The organism is Pseudomonas putida (assembly GCF_005080685.1).
Classification (GTDB): Bacteria; Pseudomonadota; Gammaproteobacteria; order Pseudomonadales; family Pseudomonadaceae; genus Aquipseudomonas; species Aquipseudomonas putida_V.
Genome location: NZ_CP039371.1, coordinates 1,753,637 through 1,773,414 on the forward strand (window position 1 = coordinate 1,753,637; position 19,778 = coordinate 1,773,414).

General features: G+C 63.1%; 16 protein-coding genes and 7 tRNA genes. 19 read left to right on the top strand and 4 right to left on the bottom strand.

Translation table 11 applies throughout. The features are described 5' to 3' along the window. Window positions 1-172: 172 nt before the first annotated feature. The 4 genes from E6B08_RS08370 (at window position 173) to E6B08_RS08385 (ending at window position 3,129) form a co-directional block, all read left to right on the top strand. Window positions 173-808, top strand: coding sequence for a TetR/AcrR family transcriptional regulator (locus E6B08_RS08370; protein ID WP_136913587.1), 636 nt, complete (start codon window positions 173-175; stop codon window positions 806-808). 107 nt (window positions 809-915) lie between these two features. Then, complete coding sequence (locus E6B08_RS08375; protein ID WP_136913588.1) at window positions 916-1,884, top strand: GTP 3',8-cyclase MoaA; 969 nt, start codon at window positions 916-918, stop codon at window positions 1,882-1,884. Window positions 1,885-1,952: 68 nt separating this feature from the next. Next, window positions 1,953-2,558 carry a DUF4823 domain-containing protein gene (locus tag E6B08_RS08380; protein ID WP_136913589.1) on the top strand — a complete coding sequence of 202 codons (606 nt, stop codon included), beginning with the start codon at window positions 1,953-1,955 and terminating at the stop codon, window positions 2,556-2,558. Window positions 2,559-2,568: 10 nt separating this feature from the next. After that, the gene (locus E6B08_RS08385; protein ID WP_136913590.1) at window positions 2,569-3,129 is read left to right on the top strand and encodes a DUF1285 domain-containing protein; all 561 of its coding nucleotides are present in this window, start codon (window positions 2,569-2,571) and stop codon (window positions 3,127-3,129) included. Window positions 3,130-3,186: 57 nt separating this feature from the next. Here the strand turns inward: E6B08_RS08385 and E6B08_RS08390 are convergent. Both E6B08_RS08390 and E6B08_RS08395 read right to left on the bottom strand, forming a co-directional pair. Next, a tRNA-Asn gene (locus tag E6B08_RS08390) sits at window positions 3,187-3,262 on the bottom strand. A gap of 62 nt (window positions 3,263-3,324) precedes the next feature. Further along, the gene (locus E6B08_RS08395; RefSeq protein WP_136913591.1) at window positions 3,325-4,521 is read right to left on the bottom strand and encodes an amino acid aminotransferase; all 1,197 of its coding nucleotides are present in this window, start codon (window positions 4,519-4,521) and stop codon (window positions 3,325-3,327) included. 287 nt (window positions 4,522-4,808) lie between these two features. Between E6B08_RS08395 and uvrB the strand changes: the two genes are divergently transcribed. The 13 genes from uvrB to E6B08_RS08465 all read left to right on the top strand — a co-directional run bounded on the left by uvrB (window position 4,809) and on the right by E6B08_RS08465 (window position 13,187). Next, window positions 4,809-6,824 carry an excinuclease ABC subunit UvrB gene (uvrB, locus tag E6B08_RS08400; RefSeq protein WP_136913592.1) on the top strand — a complete coding sequence of 672 codons (2,016 nt, stop codon included), beginning with the start codon at window positions 4,809-4,811 and terminating at the stop codon, window positions 6,822-6,824. A 92-nt stretch (window positions 6,825-6,916) separates the two neighbouring features. Beyond that, the gene (gltX, locus tag E6B08_RS08405; protein ID WP_136913593.1) at window positions 6,917-8,398 is read left to right on the top strand and encodes a glutamate--tRNA ligase; all 1,482 of its coding nucleotides are present in this window, start codon (window positions 6,917-6,919) and stop codon (window positions 8,396-8,398) included. A 291-nt stretch (window positions 8,399-8,689) separates the two neighbouring features. Beyond that, window positions 8,690-8,765 (top strand) — tRNA-Ala (locus tag E6B08_RS08415). 72 nt (window positions 8,766-8,837) lie between these two features. Beyond that, window positions 8,838-8,913: transfer RNA gene (locus E6B08_RS08420), tRNA-Glu, on the top strand. A gap of 50 nt (window positions 8,914-8,963) precedes the next feature. Then, window positions 8,964-9,039: transfer RNA gene (locus E6B08_RS08425), tRNA-Ala, on the top strand. Between the two features lie 42 nt (window positions 9,040-9,081). Next, window positions 9,082-9,157 (top strand) — tRNA-Glu (locus E6B08_RS08430). Between the two features lie 64 nt (window positions 9,158-9,221). After that, window positions 9,222-9,297, top strand: a tRNA-Ala gene (locus E6B08_RS08435). Between the two features lie 42 nt (window positions 9,298-9,339). Continuing rightward, window positions 9,340-9,415 (top strand) — tRNA-Glu (locus tag E6B08_RS08440). A 191-nt stretch (window positions 9,416-9,606) separates the two neighbouring features. Next, complete coding sequence (locus tag E6B08_RS08445) at window positions 9,607-10,146, top strand: TetR/AcrR family transcriptional regulator (protein WP_136913594.1); 540 nt, start codon at window positions 9,607-9,609, stop codon at window positions 10,144-10,146. A 26-nt stretch (window positions 10,147-10,172) separates the two neighbouring features. Beyond that, window positions 10,173-11,006 (top strand): alpha/beta hydrolase, encoded by an 834-nt coding sequence (locus E6B08_RS08450; protein WP_136913595.1) that lies wholly within the window; start codon window positions 10,173-10,175, stop codon window positions 11,004-11,006. Between the two features lie 64 nt (window positions 11,007-11,070). Then, complete coding sequence (locus E6B08_RS08455; RefSeq protein WP_136913596.1) at window positions 11,071-11,505, top strand: acyl-CoA thioesterase; 435 nt, start codon at window positions 11,071-11,073, stop codon at window positions 11,503-11,505. A gap of 51 nt (window positions 11,506-11,556) precedes the next feature. Further along, window positions 11,557-12,528 (top strand): tRNA dihydrouridine synthase, encoded by a 972-nt coding sequence (locus E6B08_RS08460; protein ID WP_136913597.1) that lies wholly within the window; start codon window positions 11,557-11,559, stop codon window positions 12,526-12,528. Window positions 12,529-12,743: 215 nt separating this feature from the next. Continuing rightward, window positions 12,744-13,187, top strand: coding sequence for an Hsp20 family protein (locus E6B08_RS08465; protein ID WP_136913598.1), 444 nt, complete (start codon window positions 12,744-12,746; stop codon window positions 13,185-13,187). 48 nt (window positions 13,188-13,235) lie between these two features. Here E6B08_RS08465 and E6B08_RS08470 read toward each other — a convergent pair whose 3' ends face one another. Continuing rightward, window positions 13,236-16,532 carry a PAS domain S-box protein gene (locus tag E6B08_RS08470; RefSeq protein ID WP_136913599.1) on the bottom strand — a complete coding sequence of 1,099 codons (3,297 nt, stop codon included), beginning with the start codon at window positions 16,530-16,532 and terminating at the stop codon, window positions 13,236-13,238. Window positions 16,533-16,593: 61 nt separating this feature from the next. Then, the gene (locus E6B08_RS08475; RefSeq protein WP_136913600.1) at window positions 16,594-17,472 is read right to left on the bottom strand and encodes a LysR family transcriptional regulator; all 879 of its coding nucleotides are present in this window, start codon (window positions 17,470-17,472) and stop codon (window positions 16,594-16,596) included. A 131-nt stretch (window positions 17,473-17,603) separates the two neighbouring features. Here E6B08_RS08475 and leuC point away from each other — a divergent pair, with 131 nt between their 5' ends. After that, on the top strand, window positions 17,604-19,037 hold the full coding sequence (gene leuC / locus E6B08_RS08480) for a 3-isopropylmalate dehydratase large subunit (protein WP_136913601.1): 1,434 nt from the start codon (window positions 17,604-17,606) through the stop codon (window positions 19,035-19,037). Beyond that, a complete protein-coding gene (gene leuD / locus E6B08_RS08485) occupies window positions 19,034-19,678 on the top strand; it encodes a 3-isopropylmalate dehydratase small subunit (protein WP_136913602.1) in 645 nt (214 codons plus the stop codon). Before leuC ends, leuD begins: the two co-directional genes overlap by 4 nt. Window positions 19,679-19,778: the final 100 nt, after the last annotated feature.

Below are 19,778 nucleotides of genomic sequence, written 5' to 3' on the forward strand. Positions count from 1 at the left end.
CTCCTTGGTCGTTTTTTAAACAGATTTGGAATACGCCGGGGATTGGTTCCTCCCTCTGCGCATTGAGAAGCCCTGCAAAACCGCCCGGAAACACTCACATGCATGGAACATCCGTGCAATTTGCCGCCAGTTAGGCATAATAAACCGCTTCGATCGTCATCCAGTCCTTCCCATGCAGAAAGAACCTCGTAAGGTCCGTGAGTTTCGCCGTCGCGAACAGGAAATCCTCGATACCGCGCTCAAGCTGTTTCTCGAACAAGGTGAAGATAGCGTCACTGTCGAGATGATCGCCGACGCCGTCGGTATCGGCAAAGGCACGATCTACAAGCACTTCAAGTCCAAGGCCGAGATCTACCTGCGCCTTATGCTCGACTACGAGCGCGACCTGAACACGCTGTTGCACTCGGCCGATGTCGATCGTGACAAGGAGGCGTTGTCGCGCGCCTACTTCGAGTTCCGCATGCGCGACCCGCAGCGCTATCGGTTGTTCGACCGCCTCGAAGAAAAGGTGGTCAAGGGCAACCAGGTGCCGGAAATGGTCGAGGAACTGCACAGCATCCGAGCCTCCAACTTCGATCGCCTGACTCAACTGATCAAAGGCCGCATCAGCGAGGGCAAGCTCGAGGACGTGCCGCCGTACTTCCACTATTGCGCCGCATGGGCCCTGGTGCACGGCGCCGTGGCGCTGTACCACTCGCCGTTTTGGAGCAACGTGCTCGAGGATCAGGAGGGCTTCTTCCAGTTCCTCATGGACATCGGCGTGCGCATGGGCAACAAGCGCAAGCGCGACCCGGAATCCCCAGCCTGAAGTTGAACCACGGCGTCCGGTAGCCGGGATGTGAATGGAGTGCTTGCAAAAACCTGAACGCTGAGTCAGATTTTGCCAGCCCCGATTCATCCTCGCCGGAGTCATTCATGATCGTCGATCGTCAAGGCAGGCGTTTTCGCAACCTGCGCGTCAGCCTGACGGCTGCCTGCAACTACGCCTGCACCTATTGCGTGCCAGACGGCAAGCGCCTGGTGGCCGCGCAGGATGAGCTGCCTGCCGAGACCCTGGCTCGGGGCGTGGCCTACCTGATCGACGCTGCCGGTATCGAGCGGGTGCGCATCACCGGTGGCGAGCCACTGGTCAGCCCCAGGTTGCAAAGCTTTCTCGCGGCAATGGCCGGACTGCGCTTGGCCGACCTGACCTTGACCACCAATGGCCAGTTGCTGGCGCGTAAGCTGCCGCTGTTGCAGGCCGCCGGCATCCGCCGGCTCAACGTATCCCTCGATACCCTCGACCCCTTGGCGTTTCGTCGGATCGCCCGTGGGGGTGACCTGGCTACGGTGCTCGACGGCATGGAGCAGGCCAGCGCGCAGGGAATGGCGATCAAGGTCAATATGGTGCCGATGCGTGGGCAAAACCTCGACCAGGTGCTGCCTTTGCTGGAGTACTGCCTGGAGCGGGGCTTCGAGCTGCGCTTCATCGAGCTGATGCGCATGGGCCACCTGGCAGGCGCCGGGCAGGCTTTCACGCAGCAGTTCGTAGGCCTGGACGAGATACTGGGGCTGATTGGCCGCCACTATGCCTTTCGGCGCGTGGAGGCCCCGGCAGATGCCACGGCGCTGCGCTATGAGGTGCCTGGCACCGGTCGCTTCGGCGTGATCGCCAACGAGAGCGAGCCGTTTTGCCGCGCTTGCTCACGCTTGCGTCTTTCGTCTACCGGCTGGCTGCATGGCTGCCTGTCGTCAGGTAGCCGTCATTTCGTCGGCGACCTGCTGCAGCAGCCCCGTCATCTGGCGCTTCCGGCCCTGCAGCGGATACTGGTCAAGGCCCTGGCCGACAAGCAGGAGCTGGCGTTCGCCGGGGGGGTGACGGTGATGAAAGTGATCGGCGGCTGACTCTGGCGCAAAAGCTGCATCCGGGGGCCTATTCGCCGGTTTTTCGTCGCCGGACATTTGGAGGAAAAATGCGTAGCCTGGTCTTGCTGCTGGCGCTGATGGCGTTGGGCGGCTGCATGAGTGTCAGCGACATGGGCGAGACTGCCCGGAGCCAGATGAGCGACGCGGGGCTGCTGGATCACAGCGATACTCGTCGCACGTTGTCGATCCGCTTGCAGCCCGATTCGTTCATCTTCATTGGCCAGGGCGCCTTCGTGCCGCCGGGCAAGGGGCCGGTACCGCGGCAAAATGCCGTGGCCGAGGAGGCGTTCAAGAGTTTCGTCGAGTACTTCCCGCTGGTGCGCCGCGCCCAGGGGCCGTTGGGCCTGGAGCAGGCGATCGCCGAGGCGCGTTCGGTGGGCGCCGACTACGTGTTGTACACCCGCTTCGCCCGCACCGACGATCGTATCGGCAATGGCGACGAGTGGTATGACGAGCAAGCCATCGATCGCTTGGGGTGGGACTCTGGCGTGGTGCAGATGATGCTCATCGAGACCAACAGCCGCTACCTGATCGATACCGCCCGGATCAAGAGTCGTGGCGGTTTGTTGACGTTCCACGACAAGACGCCCGAGGATTTGCTTGCCAGGCCGATGCGCGAGTACGCTCGTAGCCTTCTGGGCATGAGCGAATGAGGGCAGGGTAATGACGGACTCCGGCAAGGCCAACGATCTACTGACGCAGATCCCCAAGCACAAGGGGCTGCCACCGGTGCATCTGTGGAACCCGGATTTCTGTGGCGACATCGACATGCGCATCGCCCGAGACGGGACCTGGTACTACCTGGGCACGCCGATCGGGCGCAAGCCGATGGTGCGGTTGTTCTCCACCATCATTCGCCGAGACGGCGACGACTATTTCCTGATCACGCCGGTGGAAAAGGTGGGCATCCGTGTCGATGACGCGCCCTTCGTCGCCGTGACGCTCGACGTAGAGGGCAGCGGGGAAGGGCAGGTGCTGCGTTTTACCAGCAATGTCGACGACACCTTCGAGGTTGGGCCGCAGAACCCGTTGCGCGTCGAGACCGACCCCGATACCCAGGAGCCCGCACCCTATGTGCTGGTGCGCAACAACCTCGAGGCGCTGATCCACCGCAACGTGTTCTACCAGATGGTGGACCTGGCGGTGCCGCGCCTGATCGATGGCCAGGAGTGGCTCGGGGTGTGGAGCCATGGCGAGTTCTATCCGATCGGCAGGCCGGACTGACGCAAGGCAAACGAAAAAGCCCCCGGTGCTTGCGCACTCGGGGGCTTTTTCAATGTTTGGCTCCGCGACCTGGACTCGAACCAGGGACCCAATGATTAACAGTCATTTGCTCTACCGACTGAGCTATCGCGGAATCTGCACGTATCTTACTGATCGCCAAGGGGAAGTCAAGCTACCCCCTGGCAAATCAAGTAGTTACAGCACTTCGACGATAGCCTTGGTGACCACGTGGATGTTGCTCTGGTTCAGCGCGGCAACCGCGATGCGGCCGGTGTCCAGGGCGTAGATGCCGAACTCGTTCTTCAGGCGCGCCACTTGGTCAACGGTCAGGCCCGAGTAGGAGAACATGCCGACCTGGCGACCTACGAAGCTGAAGTCGCGCTTGGCGCCATACTGGGCCAGCAGTTCGACCATCTGCTTGCGCATGCCGTGGATGCGGTTGCGCATCTCGGCCAGTTCGGTTTCCCACATCTGGCGCAGTTCCGGGCTGTTGAGCACGGTAGCGACGATGGTGGCGCCGTGGGTCGGCGGGTTGGAGTAGGTGGTGCGGATCACGCGCTTGACCTGCGACAGTACGCGGGTGCTCTCGTCCTTCGAGGCGGTGACGACCGACAGTGCGCCGACACGCTCGCCGTACAGCGAGAACGATTTGGAGAACGAGCTGGAGACGAAGAACTCAAGGCCCGATTCTGCGAACAGGCGCACGGCGAAGGCGTCTTCGGCGATGCCGTCACCGAAGCCTTGGTAGGCCATGTCGAGGAACGGCACGTGGCGCTTCGCCTTGACCACTTCCAGGACGTTTTTCCAGTCGTCCAGGGTCAGGTCGACGCCGGTCGGGTTGTGGCAGCAGGCGTGCAGCACCACGATCGAGCCCGATGGCAGGGCGTTCAGGTCCTCGAGCATGCCGGCGCGGTTGACGTCGTTGCTCGGGGCATCGTAGTAGCGGTAGGTCTGTACCGGGAAGCCGGCACCTTCGAACAGGGCGCGGTGGTTTTCCCAGCTCGGGTCGCTGATGGCGACCACGGCGTTGGGCGATACGCGCTTGAGGAAGTCGGCGCCGATCTTCAGGGCACCGGTGCCGCCCACGGCCTGCACGGTGACTACGCGGCCAGCGGCCAGCAGCGGCGATTCGGCGCCGAACAGCAGCTTCTGCACGGCCTGGTCGTAGGTGGCGATGCCATCGATCGGCAGGTAGCCGCGCGAGGCGTGCTGGGCAGCGCGCTGGGTCTCTGCTTCGATCACGGCGCGCAGCAGCGGAATGCGGCCTTCCTCATTGCAATAAACGCCCACGCCGAGGTTGACCTTGTCGGTACGGGTATCGGCGTTGAATGCTTCGTTGAGGCCCAGGATAGGGTCGCGGGGTGCCAGCTCGACAGCGGAAAACAGGCTCATTGTTACCTTGGCTCTGAATGGAGTGTGATAGGGCGTACACGCTCCAGCCGAATGCACTGAAGCGGTGCACAAACGGGGAGTCAGTATAGTGATACCAGCAGGTCCCGGCGACAGTCTGGCGCGGCTTTTAAGGGGATTTCGGCAATTTTTTTTCAACCATTGGTCGAATTGCCGGGTCCACCGCAATAGGCGTTCACATACCGGGCTTGAAACCGGCCCCGGGCGGGCGCATTTGGGTATAGACTACTGGCTAAATTTACAGTTACTGCGTTACCGCGAGGTCCGACATGTCCGAGTTCCAGCTCGTCACCCGATTCCAGCCGGCCGGCGACCAGCCCGAGGCCATCCGCCAGATGGTCGAAGGCATCGAAGCGGGCCTGTCGCACCAGACCTTGCTCGGGGTAACCGGCTCGGGCAAGACCTTCAGCATCGCCAACGTCATCCAGCAGGTCCAGCGACCGACCCTGGTGCTGGCGCCGAACAAGACCCTGGCCGCGCAGCTCTACGGTGAGTTCAAGGCGTTCTTCCCCAATAACGCGGTGGAGTATTTCGTTTCCTACTACGACTACTACCAGCCCGAGGCCTACGTTCCATCGTCGGACACCTTCATCGAGAAGGATGCCTCGATCAACGACCACATCGAGCAGATGCGTCTGTCGGCGACCAAGGCCCTGCTGGAACGGCGCGACGCGATCATCGTCACCACCGTGTCATGCATCTACGGCCTGGGCAGTCCCGAGACCTACCTGAAAATGGTCCTGCACGTCGATCGCGGCGACAAGCTCGATCAGCGCGCCTTGTTGCGCCGTCTGGCCGACCTGCAGTACACCCGCAACGAGATGGACTTCGCCCGGGCGACCTTCCGCGTGCGGGGCGACGTGATCGACATCTTCCCTGCCGAATCGGACCTGGAGGCCATTCGCATCGAGTTGTTCGACGACGAGGTCGAGAACATCGCCGCGTTCGACCCTCTGACCGGCGAGGTCTTTCGCAAGCTTCCGCGCTTCACGTTCTACCCCAAGAGCCACTACGTCACCCCGCGGGAGACCCTTCTGGGGGCGGTCGAAGGCATCAAGGAGGAGCTCGCCGAGCGCCTCGAGTTCCTGCACAAGGCCAACAAGCTGGTCGAGGCCCAGCGCCTGGAGCAGCGCACCCGTTTTGACCTGGAAATGATCCTCGAACTGGGCTACTGCAATGGCATCGAGAACTACTCGCGCTACCTGTCCGGGCGCCCGGCGGGTGCACCGCCACCGACCCTGTACGACTACTTGCCGCCAGACGCGCTGCTGGTGATCGACGAATCCCACGTCAGCGTTCCGCAGGTGGGCGCGATGTACAAGGGCGACCGCTCGCGCAAGGAAACCCTCGTCGAGTACGGCTTCCGCCTGCCATCGGCGCTGGATAACCGACCCATGCGTTTCGACGAGTGGGAGGCGGTCAGCCCGCAGACCATCTTCGTCTCGGCAACCCCTGGCCCGTACGAGGCCGAGCATGCCGGGCGCGTGGTCGAGCAGGTGGTACGGCCGACCGGCCTGGTCGACCCGCAGGTGGAAATACGCCCGGCGCTGACCCAGGTCGACGACCTGCTTTCGGAAATCCGCAAGCGTGTCGACAACAGTGAGCGGGTATTGGCCACCACGCTGACCAAGCGCATGGCCGAAGACCTCACCGACTACCTGGCCGACCATGACGTGCGGGTGCGCTATCTGCACTCGGACATCGACACCGTCGAGCGGGTCGAGATCATCCGCGACCTGCGCCTGGGTACCTTCGACGTGCTGGTCGGCATCAACCTGCTGCGCGAGGGCCTGGACATGCCCGAGGTATCGCTGGTGGCAATTCTCGACGCCGACAAGGAAGGCTTCCTGCGTTCCGAGCGCTCGCTGATCCAGACCATCGGCCGGGCGGCGCGTAACCTCAACGGTCGGGCGATCCTGTATGCCGACCAGATCACCGGTTCCATGCAGCGGGCCATCGACGAGACCGAGCGGCGCCGAGAGAAGCAGATTGCCTTCAACGAAGCCCACGGCATCGTGCCCAAGGGTGTGGTCAAGGACATCACCGACATCCTCGAAGGCGCTACCGTGCCGGGTGCGCGCAGCAAGAAGCGCAAGGCCCAGGCCAAGGCCGCAGAGGAAACTGCCCGCTACGAGGCCGAGCTGCGCACGCCAGGCGAGATCACCAAGCGGATCAAGCAACTGGAAGACAAGATGATGCAGTTCGCCCGCGACCTGGAGTTCGAGGCGGCGGCCCAGTTGCGCGACGAGATCACTCAGCTGCGCGAACGATTGATTACAAGTTGAGGGGGTAGGGCGATCCGGGCTCCATGGCTGGAGCCCGACCCCGCTCCCTGCTACCATCCCGCCTTTGTTTCATCTTTCGTCCGAGACTTTCCATGACCACCGTTCGCACGCGTATTGCGCCATCGCCCACTGGCGACCCCCATGTCGGCACCGCCTACATCGCCCTGTTCAACTACTGCTTCGCCAAGCAGCACGGCGGTGAGTTCATCCTGCGTATCGAGGATACCGATCAGTTGCGCTCGACTCGCGAGTCGGAGCAGCAGATTTTCGATGCGTTGCGCTGGCTGGGTATCGAGTGGAACGAAGGCCCGGACGTTGGCGGTCCGCATGGCCCATACCGGCAGAGCGAGCGTGGCGAGATCTACGCCCGGTACGCCAAGCAACTGGTCGATGCCGGCCACGCGTTCTATTGCTTCTGCACCGCCGAGGAGCTGGAACAGATGCGCGCCGAGCAGATGGCCCGTGGCGAGACCCCGCGCTACGATGGCCGCGCCTTGCTGCTGAGCGACGAGGAAGTGCAGCGCCGCCTGGCCGCTGGCGAGCCCCACGTGATCCGCATGAAGGTGCCGAGCGAAGGTGTCTGCGTGGTCCCGGACATGCTGCGGGGCGATGTCGAGATCCCGTGGGACCGCATGGACATGCAGGTGCTGATGAAGAACGACGGCTTGCCGACTTACTTCCTGGCCAACGTGGTCGACGACCATCTGATGGGCATCACCCACGTGCTGCGCGGCGAGGAATGGCTGCCATCGGCGCCCAAGCTGATCAAGCTGTACGAATACTTCGGTTGGGAGCAGCCCAAGCTGTGCTACATGCCGCTGCTGCGCAACCCCGACAAGAGCAAGCTGTCCAAGCGCAAGAACCCGACGTCGGTGACGTTCTACGAGCGCATGGGCTTCATGCCCGAGGCCATGCTCAACTACCTCGGCCGCATGGGCTGGTCGATGCCGGACGAGCGCGAGAAGTTCTCCCTGGACGAAATGGTCGAGCATTTCGACCTGTCGCGTATCTCCCTGGGTGGTCCGATCTTCGATATCGAGAAACTCTCCTGGCTCAACGGCCAATGGCTGCGTGACCTGCCGGTGGAAGAGTTCGCCGCGCGCGTGCAGAAGTGGGCGTTCAACAGCGACTACATGATGAAGATCGCCCCGCATGTGCAGGGCCGCGTCGAAACCTTCAGCCAAATTGCCCCCCTGGGCGGCTTCTTCTTCGAAGGCGCGCTGAAGCTCGATGCCAAGCTGTTCGAGAGCAAGAAGCTGTCCGCCGATCAGGTGCGCCAGGTCATGCAGCTGATCCTCTGGAAGCTGGAAAGCCTGCGCCAGTGGGAAAAGGATCGCATCACCGGTTGCATCCAGGCAGTGGTCGAGGCATTGGAACTCAAGCTGCGCGACGCCATGCCGCTGATGTTCGCCGCCATCACCGGTCAGGCCAGCTCGGTCTCGGTACTCGATGCCATGGAAATCCTCGGCCCGGACCTGACCCGCTACCGCCTGCGTCAGGCCCTTGACCTGCTCGGCGGCGTGTCGAAGAAAGAAAACAAGGAATGGGAAAAGCTGCTGGCCAATATCGCCTGACGGCATCGCCCAGCCTTGCGCTGAACCTTGGGGCAGTGGGCTTGCCTGCGAATACGATGGTGCATTTACCTCGGCATTCGCGGGTAAACCCGCTCCCACAGCAGGGCTTGGTGCTCTGCTACGGTGGAGCAGGGCGGTAAGTGATTGTTATCTGTGCAAAAATTTTTGAATATTTTGAAAAATTCGTTTGACAGCCCTGCAATCCGATCTTAATATGCGCCCCGTCCACAGCGATGAACGAAAACGAAACGCCAGGCACCCAGCCGGTGGTTCGGTTCAAAGCGACATAGTGGGGCTATAGCTCAGCTGGGAGAGCGCCTGCATGGCATGCAGGAGGTCAGCGGTTCGATCCCGCTTAGCTCCACCAAATTCCGCTTGGCAGCCAAGGCTGGCAAGCAAGACCGGGTCCAGCAACCGGGTCTTGAAGGTAAGAAGGTTCGTCCCCTTCGTCTAGTGGCCTAGGACACCGCCCTTTCACGGCGGTAACAGGGGTTCGAGTCCCCTAGGGGACGCCAGTTTTGCACAAGCGATGTTCAACGTCGCTGGGCCGAGAGGCTAGAAATCCGGGGCTATAGCTCAGCTGGGAGAGCGCCTGCATGGCATGCAGGAGGTCAGCGGTTCGATCCCGCTTAGCTCCACCAATTTAGCCAGGGTTCATGAACATGAATCTTCGCGAAGGTTACGTCCCCTTCGTCTAGTGGCCTAGGACACCGCCCTTTCACGGCGGTAACAGGGGTTCGAGTCCCCTAGGGGACGCCACTTTACCCGCGTTTTGCGGGACTTTAAGAGGCTCATTCGCATATTGGATGAGCCTTTTGTTTTCGGGGCTATAGCTCAGCTGGGAGAGCGCCTGCATGGCATGCAGGAGGTCAGCGGTTCGATCCCGCTTAGCTCCACCAATTCTGCCAGGGTCCATGCATTTGGATCTTCGCGAAGGTTACGTCCCCTTCGTCTAGTGGCCTAGGACACCGCCCTTTCACGGCGGTAACAGGGGTTCGAGTCCCCTAGGGGACGCCACTTTTTACCCGCGTTTTGCGGGACTTTAAAGGCTCATTCGCTTATTGAATGGGCCTTTTGTTTTTTCTGCCCCTCGTAAGATTCCTCTTCAGCCACTTCACGCCGCCAGTCGCCTGGGTGAAACAGAGCTTGCCAAAAAATATGATGTGTATAATATTTCGATCATCATATTTTGATCGAGGGCCTGGCCCATGAGCGACAAGAAGAGCAAGACCCGCGAGCGCATTCTCGAGGCGGCGCAGGCCGCGCTGATTCAGCATGGCCCGGCCGAGCCCAGCGTCAGTCAGGTGATGGGGGCTGCGGGGCTGACCGTCGGCGGCTTCTATGCCCATTTCGACAGCAAGGACGAACTCATGCTCGAGGCATTCCGTCAGTTGCTCGATGAGCGCCGGGCGCTGTTGGCGCAGGTCGACCCAAGCCTGGATGGGGCGGGGCGGCGTGCGCTGGTATCGGCGTTCTACCTGTCGCGCAAGCACCGCGATGCCGAAGTGCACGCCTGCCCGCTGCCCAATGCCCTGGGCGAGATGCAGCGTCTGCCGGCGGCTTTTCGCGAGGTGCTGGCCGAGCATATCGAGTTGATGACCGCGCAAATGGTCGACCGCCCCGAAGAGGCGGACGCGGCGCTGGCTGACCTGGCCTTGATGATCGGCGGCCTGGCCCTGGCGCGTGCACTGGGCGCCGGCGAGCTTTCCGACCGCATCCTGCGCGCCGCCAAGTCGGCGGTTATCTGAACCTTGTGCGAAAGGGGAGCACGGCAATGACTAGCTTGAACTGGATACGTGGCGTCAATGGCACCCTCGGCCACCTGGTGCCCGAGCATGTCGCCGGACGCATGCGCCGCGCCTTCATGACCCCACGCAATCTGCCGCCCAAGCACTGGGAGTTGCCACTGTTGGCCTCGGCCGAACGCATCACCCTGCGTTTCGGCTTGTCGGCGCTACGCTGGGGCCAAGGCCCGACCGTGTTGTTGATGCATGGCTGGGAAGGGCGGCCGACCCAGTTCGCCGCGTTGATCGAGACATTGGTGCAGGCCGGGCACACCGTGGTGTCGCTGGAAGGCCCTGGCCATGGGCGCTCGCCCGGGCGCCAGGCGCATGTAGTGCTGTTTGCCCGGGCACTGCTGGAGGCCGCTGCCGAGTTGCCGCCACTGCGCGCGGTAATCGGCCACTCCATGGGGGGTGCCAGCGTGCTGCTGGCGTTGCAGATGGGGCTGCGCGCCGAGGCGGCGGTGAGTGTCGCGGCGCCAGCGAAGTTGCTCGGTGTGCTACGTGGTTTCGCCCAGCGCCTGGGTATGCCGGCCCGGGCCAGGGCAGCGTTCATTCGCCAGATCGAGCAAGACGTCGGCATGCAGGTCGGACGCTTGGATGTCAGTGGTTACCAATTGGATCTGCCGGGTCTGGTGGTGCATGCCGCCGACGACGCCCTGGTGGCGGCCGAGGAGGCCCAGTTGATCCACCGGGCCTGGTTCGACAGCCGGCTGTTGCTGTTGCAGGAAGGTGGTCATCAGCGTGTGCTCGCCGACCCACGCCTGGGCGAGGCGGTGCTGGCGCTATTGGCCGATACCCGTGCGCTGGCCCGGCAAAGTGCCTGAGCTTCCGTTACACTCTGCTGCTTCGCAATTCCCATGAATTGGACATCGGGTTAAGGAAGTGGGCATGAGCTGGGACCTGGCAACGCCATTCATCATCGACCTGCGTGTCGGCAACGAGGACATCGACGGCCTCGGCCATGCCAACAATGCGGTCTACGTCACCTGGCTGGAGCGATGCGCCTGGCGCCATTCCCAGCGCCTGGGCCTGGACCTGGCCGAGTACCGCCGCCTGGACCGGGCCATGGCTGTGGTGCGCCATGAGATCGACTACCTGGCGGCTGCCTACGAGGACGACGAGCTGCAACTGGCGACCTGGATCATCGACTGGGACCAACGCCTGCGCATGACCCGGCGCTTCCAGCTGGTGCGCCCGCGTGACGGTGTGACGCTGCTGCGTGCGCAGACCACGTTCGCCTGCATCGAGCTTTCCAGCGGCAAGCCTCGGCGGATGCCGGCAGAGTTCGTCGAAGGTTACGGCCCGGCGCTGATCGGCGCCTGATACCTCGATGTTTTTTGCTAGACTGCCGCTTTTTTCCGGCGAGTCCCCAACATGCAAATTGCCCTGGCCCCGATGGAGGGGCTGGTCGACAACATCCTGCGCGACGTTCTGACCCGTGTGGGCGGCATCGATTGGTGCGTCACCGAGTTCATTCGCGTCTGTGACCGGCTGTTGCCGCCATCGTCCTTCGACAAGCTGGCCCCGGAGCTGCGCCAAGGTGCGCGTACCGCGGCCGGAGTGCCGATGCGCGTGCAACTGCTGGGTTCGGATCCGGTCTGCCTGGCCGAGAACGCGGCCCTGGCCTGCGAGCTGGGCGCGCCGGTGATCGACCTGAACTTCGGCTGCCCGGCCAAGACGGTGAACAAGTCCCGTGGTGGCGCGGTGCTGCTCAAGGAGCCCGAGCTGCTGCATGCCATCGTCCGCGAAGTGCGCCGGGCGGTGCCAGCGCACATCCCGGTCACCTCGAAGATGCGCCTGGGCTTCGATAGCCCGGACGGTGCGCTGGACTGCGCCACGGCGCTGGCCGAAGGGGGCTCTGCCCACCTGGTGGTGCATGCACGGACCAAGGTCGAGGGCTATAAGCCTCCGGCGCATTGGGAGTGGGTGGCGCGGGTGCAGGATGTGGTAGCGGTGCCGGTATTCGCCAACGGTGAAATCTGGACCGTCGACGACTGGCGGCGCTGCCGCGAGGTCAGCGGCGCCGAGCACATCATGCTCGGTCGCGGCCTGGTGTCGCGTCCGGACCTGGCCTTGCAGATCGCCGCTGCCCGCGATGGGCGCGGCTACCAGCCGCTGCGTTGGGACGAACTACTGCCGCTGCTGCGCGAGTTCTGGCGCCAGGCCCAGGCCAAGCTGTCCCCGCGCTATGCGCCGGGGCGGATGAAGCAATGGCTGGCGATGCTGACCCGCAGTTATCCCGAGGCGGTGGTGTTGTTCGCCGAGTTGCGGCGCGAGGATGATTGCGCGCGGATCAGTCGGTTGCTTGGGGTTGAGCAGCATGCATTCGAGGAATGTGTTGCCTGATCAGGCCTCTTCGCGGGCAAGCCCGCTCCTACAGGCTCCCACCGAACTCGTGTAGGAGCGGGCTTGCCCGCGAAGGGGCCTGACCAGGCGATACAACACGCAAATTTTTTTTCCTCCCCCTTGAAACCCACCTCCACGGCCATATCTTTTGAGTACGCGATGCCGAAGTCGGGTCGCGTAATGACTTACTTGCTGAATCTCAGGAGTTTATGACCATGACCAGTGCTTTCTCTCTCGCTCCACTGTTCCGCCATTCCGTGGGCTTCGACCGTTTCAACGACCTGTTCGAATCCGCGGCACGCAACGAGGCGGGTAGCAGCTACCCTCCCTACAACGTTGAAAAACATGGCGATGACCACTATCGCATCGTGGTTGCCGCAGCCGGCTTCCAGGAGCAGGACCTCGACCTGCAGGTCGAAAAAGGCGTCCTGACCGTTACCGGTGGCAAGCGCGAAGACAGCGGCGCCGAGGTGACCTACCTGCATCAGGGTATCGCCCAGCGCGCTTTCAAGCTGTCATTCCGCCTGGCCGACCACATCGAGGTGAAATCCGCTGGCCTGGCCAACGGCCTGCTCAGCATCGACCTGCTGCGCATCGTGCCGGAAGAAGCCAAGGCCAAGCGCATCCCGATCACCGGCGAAAAGCCTGCGCTGAATTGATTTCGGCGGGATGAACGAAAGGGCACCTTCGGGTGCCCTTTTTGTTGTTCAGTAGTCCGCCGGCGCCTCCAGTAGCAACTGTCGGAAGGCCATCAGCGGCAACGGGCGACTGTGCAGGTAGCCCTGGTAGAGGTAGCAGCCCTGGCGCTCGAGAAACTCCAGCTGCTCGGTCAGTTCGACGCCTTCGGCGATGACCGCAAGGCCCAGGCTGCGGGCCATGGCGACGATGGCGCGGACGATCTCGGCGTCGTTGGAGTCCAGTGGTGCGTCGCGCACGAAGGTCTGGTCGATCTTCAAGGCATCCACCGGCAAGCGTTTGAGGTAGGTCAGCGACGAGTAGCCGGTGCCGAAGTCGTCCATGGCGAAGCTCACGCCGTAGCGCTTTAGCTCGTGCATCTTGCTGATGGTGTCCTCGAGGTTCTGGATCACGATACCTTCGGTAATTTCCAGTTTCAGCATGCATCGCGGCAGGCCGTAGTCGTCCAGGCTGCGCAGTACCCGTTCGACGAAGTCGTTCTGGCGGAACTGTCTTGGGCTGATGTTCACGCACAGGCTGAACGTATCGGCGTCGATCAGCCCGTCTTTCAGCATGCCCGCGCAGGCATCGCAGGCTTCGTCGAGGATCCAGCTGCCAACTTCGAGAATCAGGCCGCTTTCCTCCAGTACCTGGATGAACTGTGCCGGCGGCTGCTGGCCCAGTTGCGGATGGTGCCAGCGCAGCAGTACCTCGGCTCCGACGATGCGGTTGTCACGGGCGTCCACCTGGGGCTGGAAGTGCAGGGCCAGCTCGCCCCGGGCCAGGGCCAGGCGCAGGTCGCTTTCCATGCGCAGGCGCTCGCTGGCGGCCTTCTGCATGGTGTTGTGGAACAGTTGGGTGGTGTTGCGCCCGGAGTCCTTGGCCCGGTACAAGGCGATGTCGGCACGCTTGAGCAGGTCGGCGGGTGTTGCGCCATGGTCGGGGATCAGTGCCACGCCGATGCTGGGCGTCACCTGCAGGCGCTGACCGTCCAGCGACATGGGCTCGGCCAACAGTTCGCGCAGGGTATCGGCCAGTTCGCGGACCTTGTCCTCGACCGCATCGCGGCCGCCTTCAAGGCCGCCGATCAGCACCACGAATTCGTCCCCGCCCAGGCGCGCCACGGTGTCTTCCAGGCGCACGCTGGCCTCCAGGCGGGCGGTGATGATCTTCAATACCGTGTCGCCCACTGGATGGCCGAGCGAGTCGTTGATGTGCTTGAAGTGGTCTAGGTCGAGAAACAGCAACGCGCCGCGCTGGTTGTGGCGCTTGAGCAGGGCGATCTGCTGGCTCAGGCGGTCCATCAACAGGGCGCGGTTGGGCAGGTTGGTCAGCGGGTCGTGGTAGGCCAGGTGGCGTATCTGCGCCTGGGCGTTCTTCAACTGGCTGACGTCGCGTGCGGTCAGCAGCAGGCAATCGATCTCGTTGAGGCTGATCGGCTCCACCGAGACCTCCACGGTGAGGATGTCGCCGCGCTTGTTGCGCCCGAGCATCTCGCGATGGTGCACGCGGCCATGCTCATGCAGCTCGTTGAGCAGCGCTGCGCGCTGTTTCTCATCGGCCCAGATGCCCATTTCATAGACCGTCCGGCCGATCACCTCGGTGGCGCTGTAGCCGGTCAGGCGGGTGAAGCCGTCGTTGACTTCAAGGTAGCGGCCACTGTGGTGCTCGGTGATGGTGATGGCGTCGGGGCTTGAGTGGAAGGCCTTGGCGAATTTCTCTTCGCTGGATTTCAGTGCCGCCTCGGCGCGTTGCTGTTGGGTGATGTCGCGCAGTGTGGTGACGCTGCACGGCTGGCCGTCGACGCTGATCAGGCGGCTGGAAATCACGCAGGTCAGCGGCGAGCCATTGCGGTGATTGAGAGTCACCGCAACGTTGCTCAGGGCCTGCTCGCGGATCACCTGCTCGATGCGCTGGGTGCGTTCGGAGGGCTCTGCCCACAGGTCAAGTTCGTCGGCGGTGCGGCCGATCACCTGTTCCGCAGTCCAGCCGAAGGTCTGCGAGAACGCCGGGTTGATCTCGATGAACTGGCCGGTGTCCTGGCGGGTGACGTAGATCGGGTCCGGGCTGACCTGGAACAGGCTGGCGAACTTCTCTTCCGAGGCGCTCAGGCGTTGCTCGCGCTCGACCTGGTCGGTGATGTCCAGCAAGGTGCCGGCCATGCGCAGCGGCTGCCCGTGCTCGTCGCGGTAGAGGCGGGCGCGGCTCTCGATGTAGCGCGAGGCGCCGTTCTCCAGTTGGACCCGGTAGGTGATCTGGTAATTGCCGGCCGGGCCTTCGCGCAAACTGCGGTAGGCCTGGCGCATGACGTTGCGCTCCTGCTCGGGCACGCCCTCGAAGAAGGCATCGAACGATTCGTGGAACGGTATCGGGTCGAGCCCGTGCAACTGCGCAGCACGCGCCGAGCCATAGAGCATGCCGCTGGGGATGTGCCAGTCCCAGGTGCCCAACTGCGCCGAATCCAGGGCCAGGTCGAGACGCTCCTGGCTGTCCTTGAGGGCCTGTTCGGCGCGCCTGCGTTCGGTGGTATCGACGAAGGTGCTGAGCAGGAAGGTCACCCCTTCGAACTCGATGCCTTGCGTACACAGGATGCCGTCGTGGAGCTTGCCGGAGCTTGCGCGAAACTGCACTTCGAGGCTCACCGGCCCGCTGCCGGCGCGGGTCGCCTCGATCACCTGGTGGCGCTGCTCGAGGTTGGCCCACAGGCCCAGTTCCAGGCTGGTCTTGCCGATTACCTGGCTGCCCGGCCAACCGAACATGTCCTCGAAGTGCTGGTTGACGTCGAAGATCATGCCGTCCTGGCGACGGGTCAGCATCACCGCATTGGGGCTCAGGTGGAACAGCGTGGCGAAACGTTTTTCCGAGTTGATCAGCGCGGCCTCGCGTTCGCGCTGGCGGGTGATTTCGCGGATCACGCCGATCATCTGCGGGCGGCCGTGGCGGTCATGGGTGAGGCTGCCGTTGATCTCCAGCCAATGCAAGGTGCCGTCCGGCCAGCGGATGCGGTGGCGCATGGCCTGGACTACTGGTTCGCCGTTGACCACCGCCTGGAAGGCCTGGCGGGTGCGGGCGCGGTCTTCCTCGGGCAGCAGGTCGAGGTAGTCGATGTCGCTGGGCAGTGGTCGTTGCGGGTCGAAACCGAACAGCGCCTGGGTGCCCCGCGACCAGCTCACCCGGCCGCTCTCGATATCCCAGAGCCACGCCCCGAGGCGGGCGCCGTTTAGCGCAGCGAGCAACTGCGGGGCATTCTGCCAGGCCTGTTCCGATTCCTGGGGATCGGCCGCAGGAATGCGCGGCAGGCGCGGAAAGCGGTTTGCTGATTTGGGCATCGATACCAGACCTTTGGCTTAAAACGCGTCCTTGAGTTGGAAATGCCGAGCTGACGACCGGTCAGGCGGACCCTGCGTGGCTGTCGAGCAGGGCCATGAAGGCCCTCGCCGCATTCGATAGCGTTCGCTCCGTGTGCAAAATGTAGCCTAGCTGGCGCGACAGTTGTATGCCGGGCAAGGCGATGGGTGAGACCTGTTCGTCGAGCATGGTGCGCGGCAGCACGCTCCACGCCAGGCCGATGGAAACCATCATCTTGATGGTTTCCAGGTAATTGGTGCTCATGGCGATGTTCGGTGTCAGGCCCTGGCTTTCGAACAGGCGCTGGACGATGTGGTGGGTGAAGGTGTTGCCGCCGGGGAACACCGCCGGGTGGCGGGCGACGTCGGCCAGGCCGACCTGGCTGTCGCGGGCCAGCGGGTGCTCGGGAGCGGCGACGAAATCCAGGGCGTCGTCCCAGACCGGCACCGCCTTGACCAGGTGATGGGGTTCGGGGGCCAGGGTGATGACCGCGATTTCGGCGCGGCCATGGAGAATCTCATCGTAGGCCGCTTCCGAATCCATGAACTGGATGTCCAGCGCCACCGCTGGGTATTCGCGGGTGAAGGCCCGTAGCAGCGGCGGCAGTCGGTGCAGGCCGATATGGTGGCTGGTGGCCAGGGTCAAACGACCACTCACCTCCCCGCTGAGATTGGTCAGGGCGCGGCGGGTATCATCGAGCACGTTGAGGATCTGGTAGGCACGGGGCAAAAGGGCGCGGCCGGCTTCGGTCAGTGTCACTTCGCGGCCCAGGCGGTCGAACAGGCGCACGTCCAGTTGTTGCTCCAGCCCGGCGATGCGCTTGCTGACCGCAGGTTGTGTCAGGAGCAGGCGCTCGGCGGCGCCGGAGAAACTGCCGGTTTCAGCAATGGCGATAAAGGCGCTGAGGTTGGCGAGGTCCATGTGTTCGAATTCCTGTTGGTTATCCAAAGTATAAAAATTATGAATTTGAGTTATTCAATCTAACCCCATAGCATCGTCCGTACAAGCCAAGGGGTCTTTGGCATAGAAAGACGCTGATGAGGAACAGTCTGATGGCTGGCAAAACGCTCTACGACAAACTCTGGGAAGCCCATGAGGTCAAGCGCCGAGACGACGGCTCGTCCTTGATCTACATCGACCGCCATATCATTCATGAAGTGACGTCGCCCCAGGCCTTCGAAGGCCTGCGCCTGGCCAACCGCAAGCCATGGCGCATCGATGCCAACATCGCCACGCCCGACCACAACGTGCCGACCACGCCAGAGCGCAAGGGTGGCATCGACGCCATCGTCGACCAGGTGTCGCGCCTGCAGGTGCAGACCCTCGATGAAAACTGTGACGAGTACGGCATCGTCGAATTCAAGATGAACGACGAACGTCAGGGCATCGTCCACGTCATCAGCCCCGAGCAAGGCGCCACCTTGCCCGGCATGACCGTGGTCTGCGGCGACTCGCATACCTCGACCCACGGTGCCTTTGGCGCCTTGGCCCACGGCATCGGCACCTCCGAGGTCGAGCACGTGCTCGCCACCCAGTGTCTGGTCGCCAAGAAAATGAAGAACATGCTGGTGCGCGTCGAAGGCCAATTGCCTGCCGGCGTCACCGCCAAGGACATCGTGCTCGCCGTCATCGGCAAGATCGGCACCGCCGGTGGCAACGGCCACGCGATGGAATTCGCCGGCAGCGCCATCCGCGAATTGTCGATGGAAGGCCGCATGACCATCTGCAACATGTCCATCGAAGCCGGTGCCCGTGTCGGCCTGGTCGCCACCGATGCGACGACCGTCGCGTATGTCGAAGGCCGCCCGTATGCGCCGAAAGGCGAGCACTGGGAACGCGCCGTCGAGGCGTGGAAAGACCTGGTCTCCGATGACGATGCGGTGTTCGACACCGTGGTCGAGCTCGACGCCGCCCAGATCAAGCCACAGGTCAGCTGGGGCACCTCGCCCGAGATGGTGCTGGCCGTCGACCAGCGCGTGCCGGACCCGGCTGCCGAGGCCGACCTGGTCAAGCGTGGTTCGATCGAGCGCGCCTTGAAGTACATGGGTCTGAGCGCCAACCAGGCGATCACCGATATCCAGCTGGACCGTGTGTTCATCGGTTCTTGCACCAACTCGCGGATCGAAGACCTGCGCGCCGCCGCCGAAATCGCCAAGGGTCGCAAGGTCGCCGCCACCATCAAGCAGGCCATCGTCGTGCCGGGCTCCGGCTTGGTCAAGGCGCAAGCCGAGCGCGAAGGCCTGGACAAGATTTTCCTCGAGGCTGGTTTCGAATGGCGCGAGCCTGGCTGCTCGATGTGCCTGGCGATGAACCCGGACCGCCTGGAAAGCGGCGAGCACTGCGCCTCCACCTCCAACCGCAACTTCGAGGGCCGTCAGGGCGCCGGTGGTCGTACCCACCTGGTGAGCCCGGCCATGGCCGCCGCCGCCGCGGTGACCGGTCACTTCATCGATGTCCGCGAGTTGATCCAAGGGAGCGCAGCATGAAAGCCTTTACCCAGCACACCGGTCTCGTCGCGCCGTTGGACCGTGCCAACGTCGACACCGATCAGATCATCCCCAAGCAGTTCCTGAAGTCGATCAAACGCACCGGTTTCGGCCCCAACCTGTTCGACGAGTGGCGTTACCTGGATGTCGGCCAGCCGTACCAGGACAACAGCAAGCGCCCATTGAACGAAGATTTCGTGCTCAACCACGCACGTTACCAAGGTGCCAGCGTACTGCTGGCGCGTGAGAACTTCGGTTGCGGTTCGAGCCGCGAACACGCCCCATGGGCGCTGGACGAATACGGTTTCCGTAGCGTCATCGCGCCGAGCTTCGCCGACATCTTCTTCAACAACAGCTTCAAGAATGGCCTGCTGCCGATCATTCTCAGCGATGAGGAAGTCGATGAGCTGTTCAAGCAGGTCGAGGCCAACCCAGGCTACCAGCTGACCATCGACCTGCAGGCCCAGGCCGTGACCCGTCCTGATGGCAAGGTGCTGCACTTCGAGATCGATGCCTTCCGCAAGCACTGCCTGCTCAACGGCCTCGACGACATCGGCCTGACCCTGCAAGACAGCGACGCGATCAAGGCCTTCGAAGGCAAGCATCGCGCCGCGCAGCCCTGGCTGTTTCGGGATGCCTGAAGTTTGTAGTTGATCTTGCTGGCCTCTTCGCGGGCAAGCCCGCTCCCACGGTAAAGTGCTGTCTATAGCATCTGTGTTGCTTCTGTGGGAGCGGGCTTGC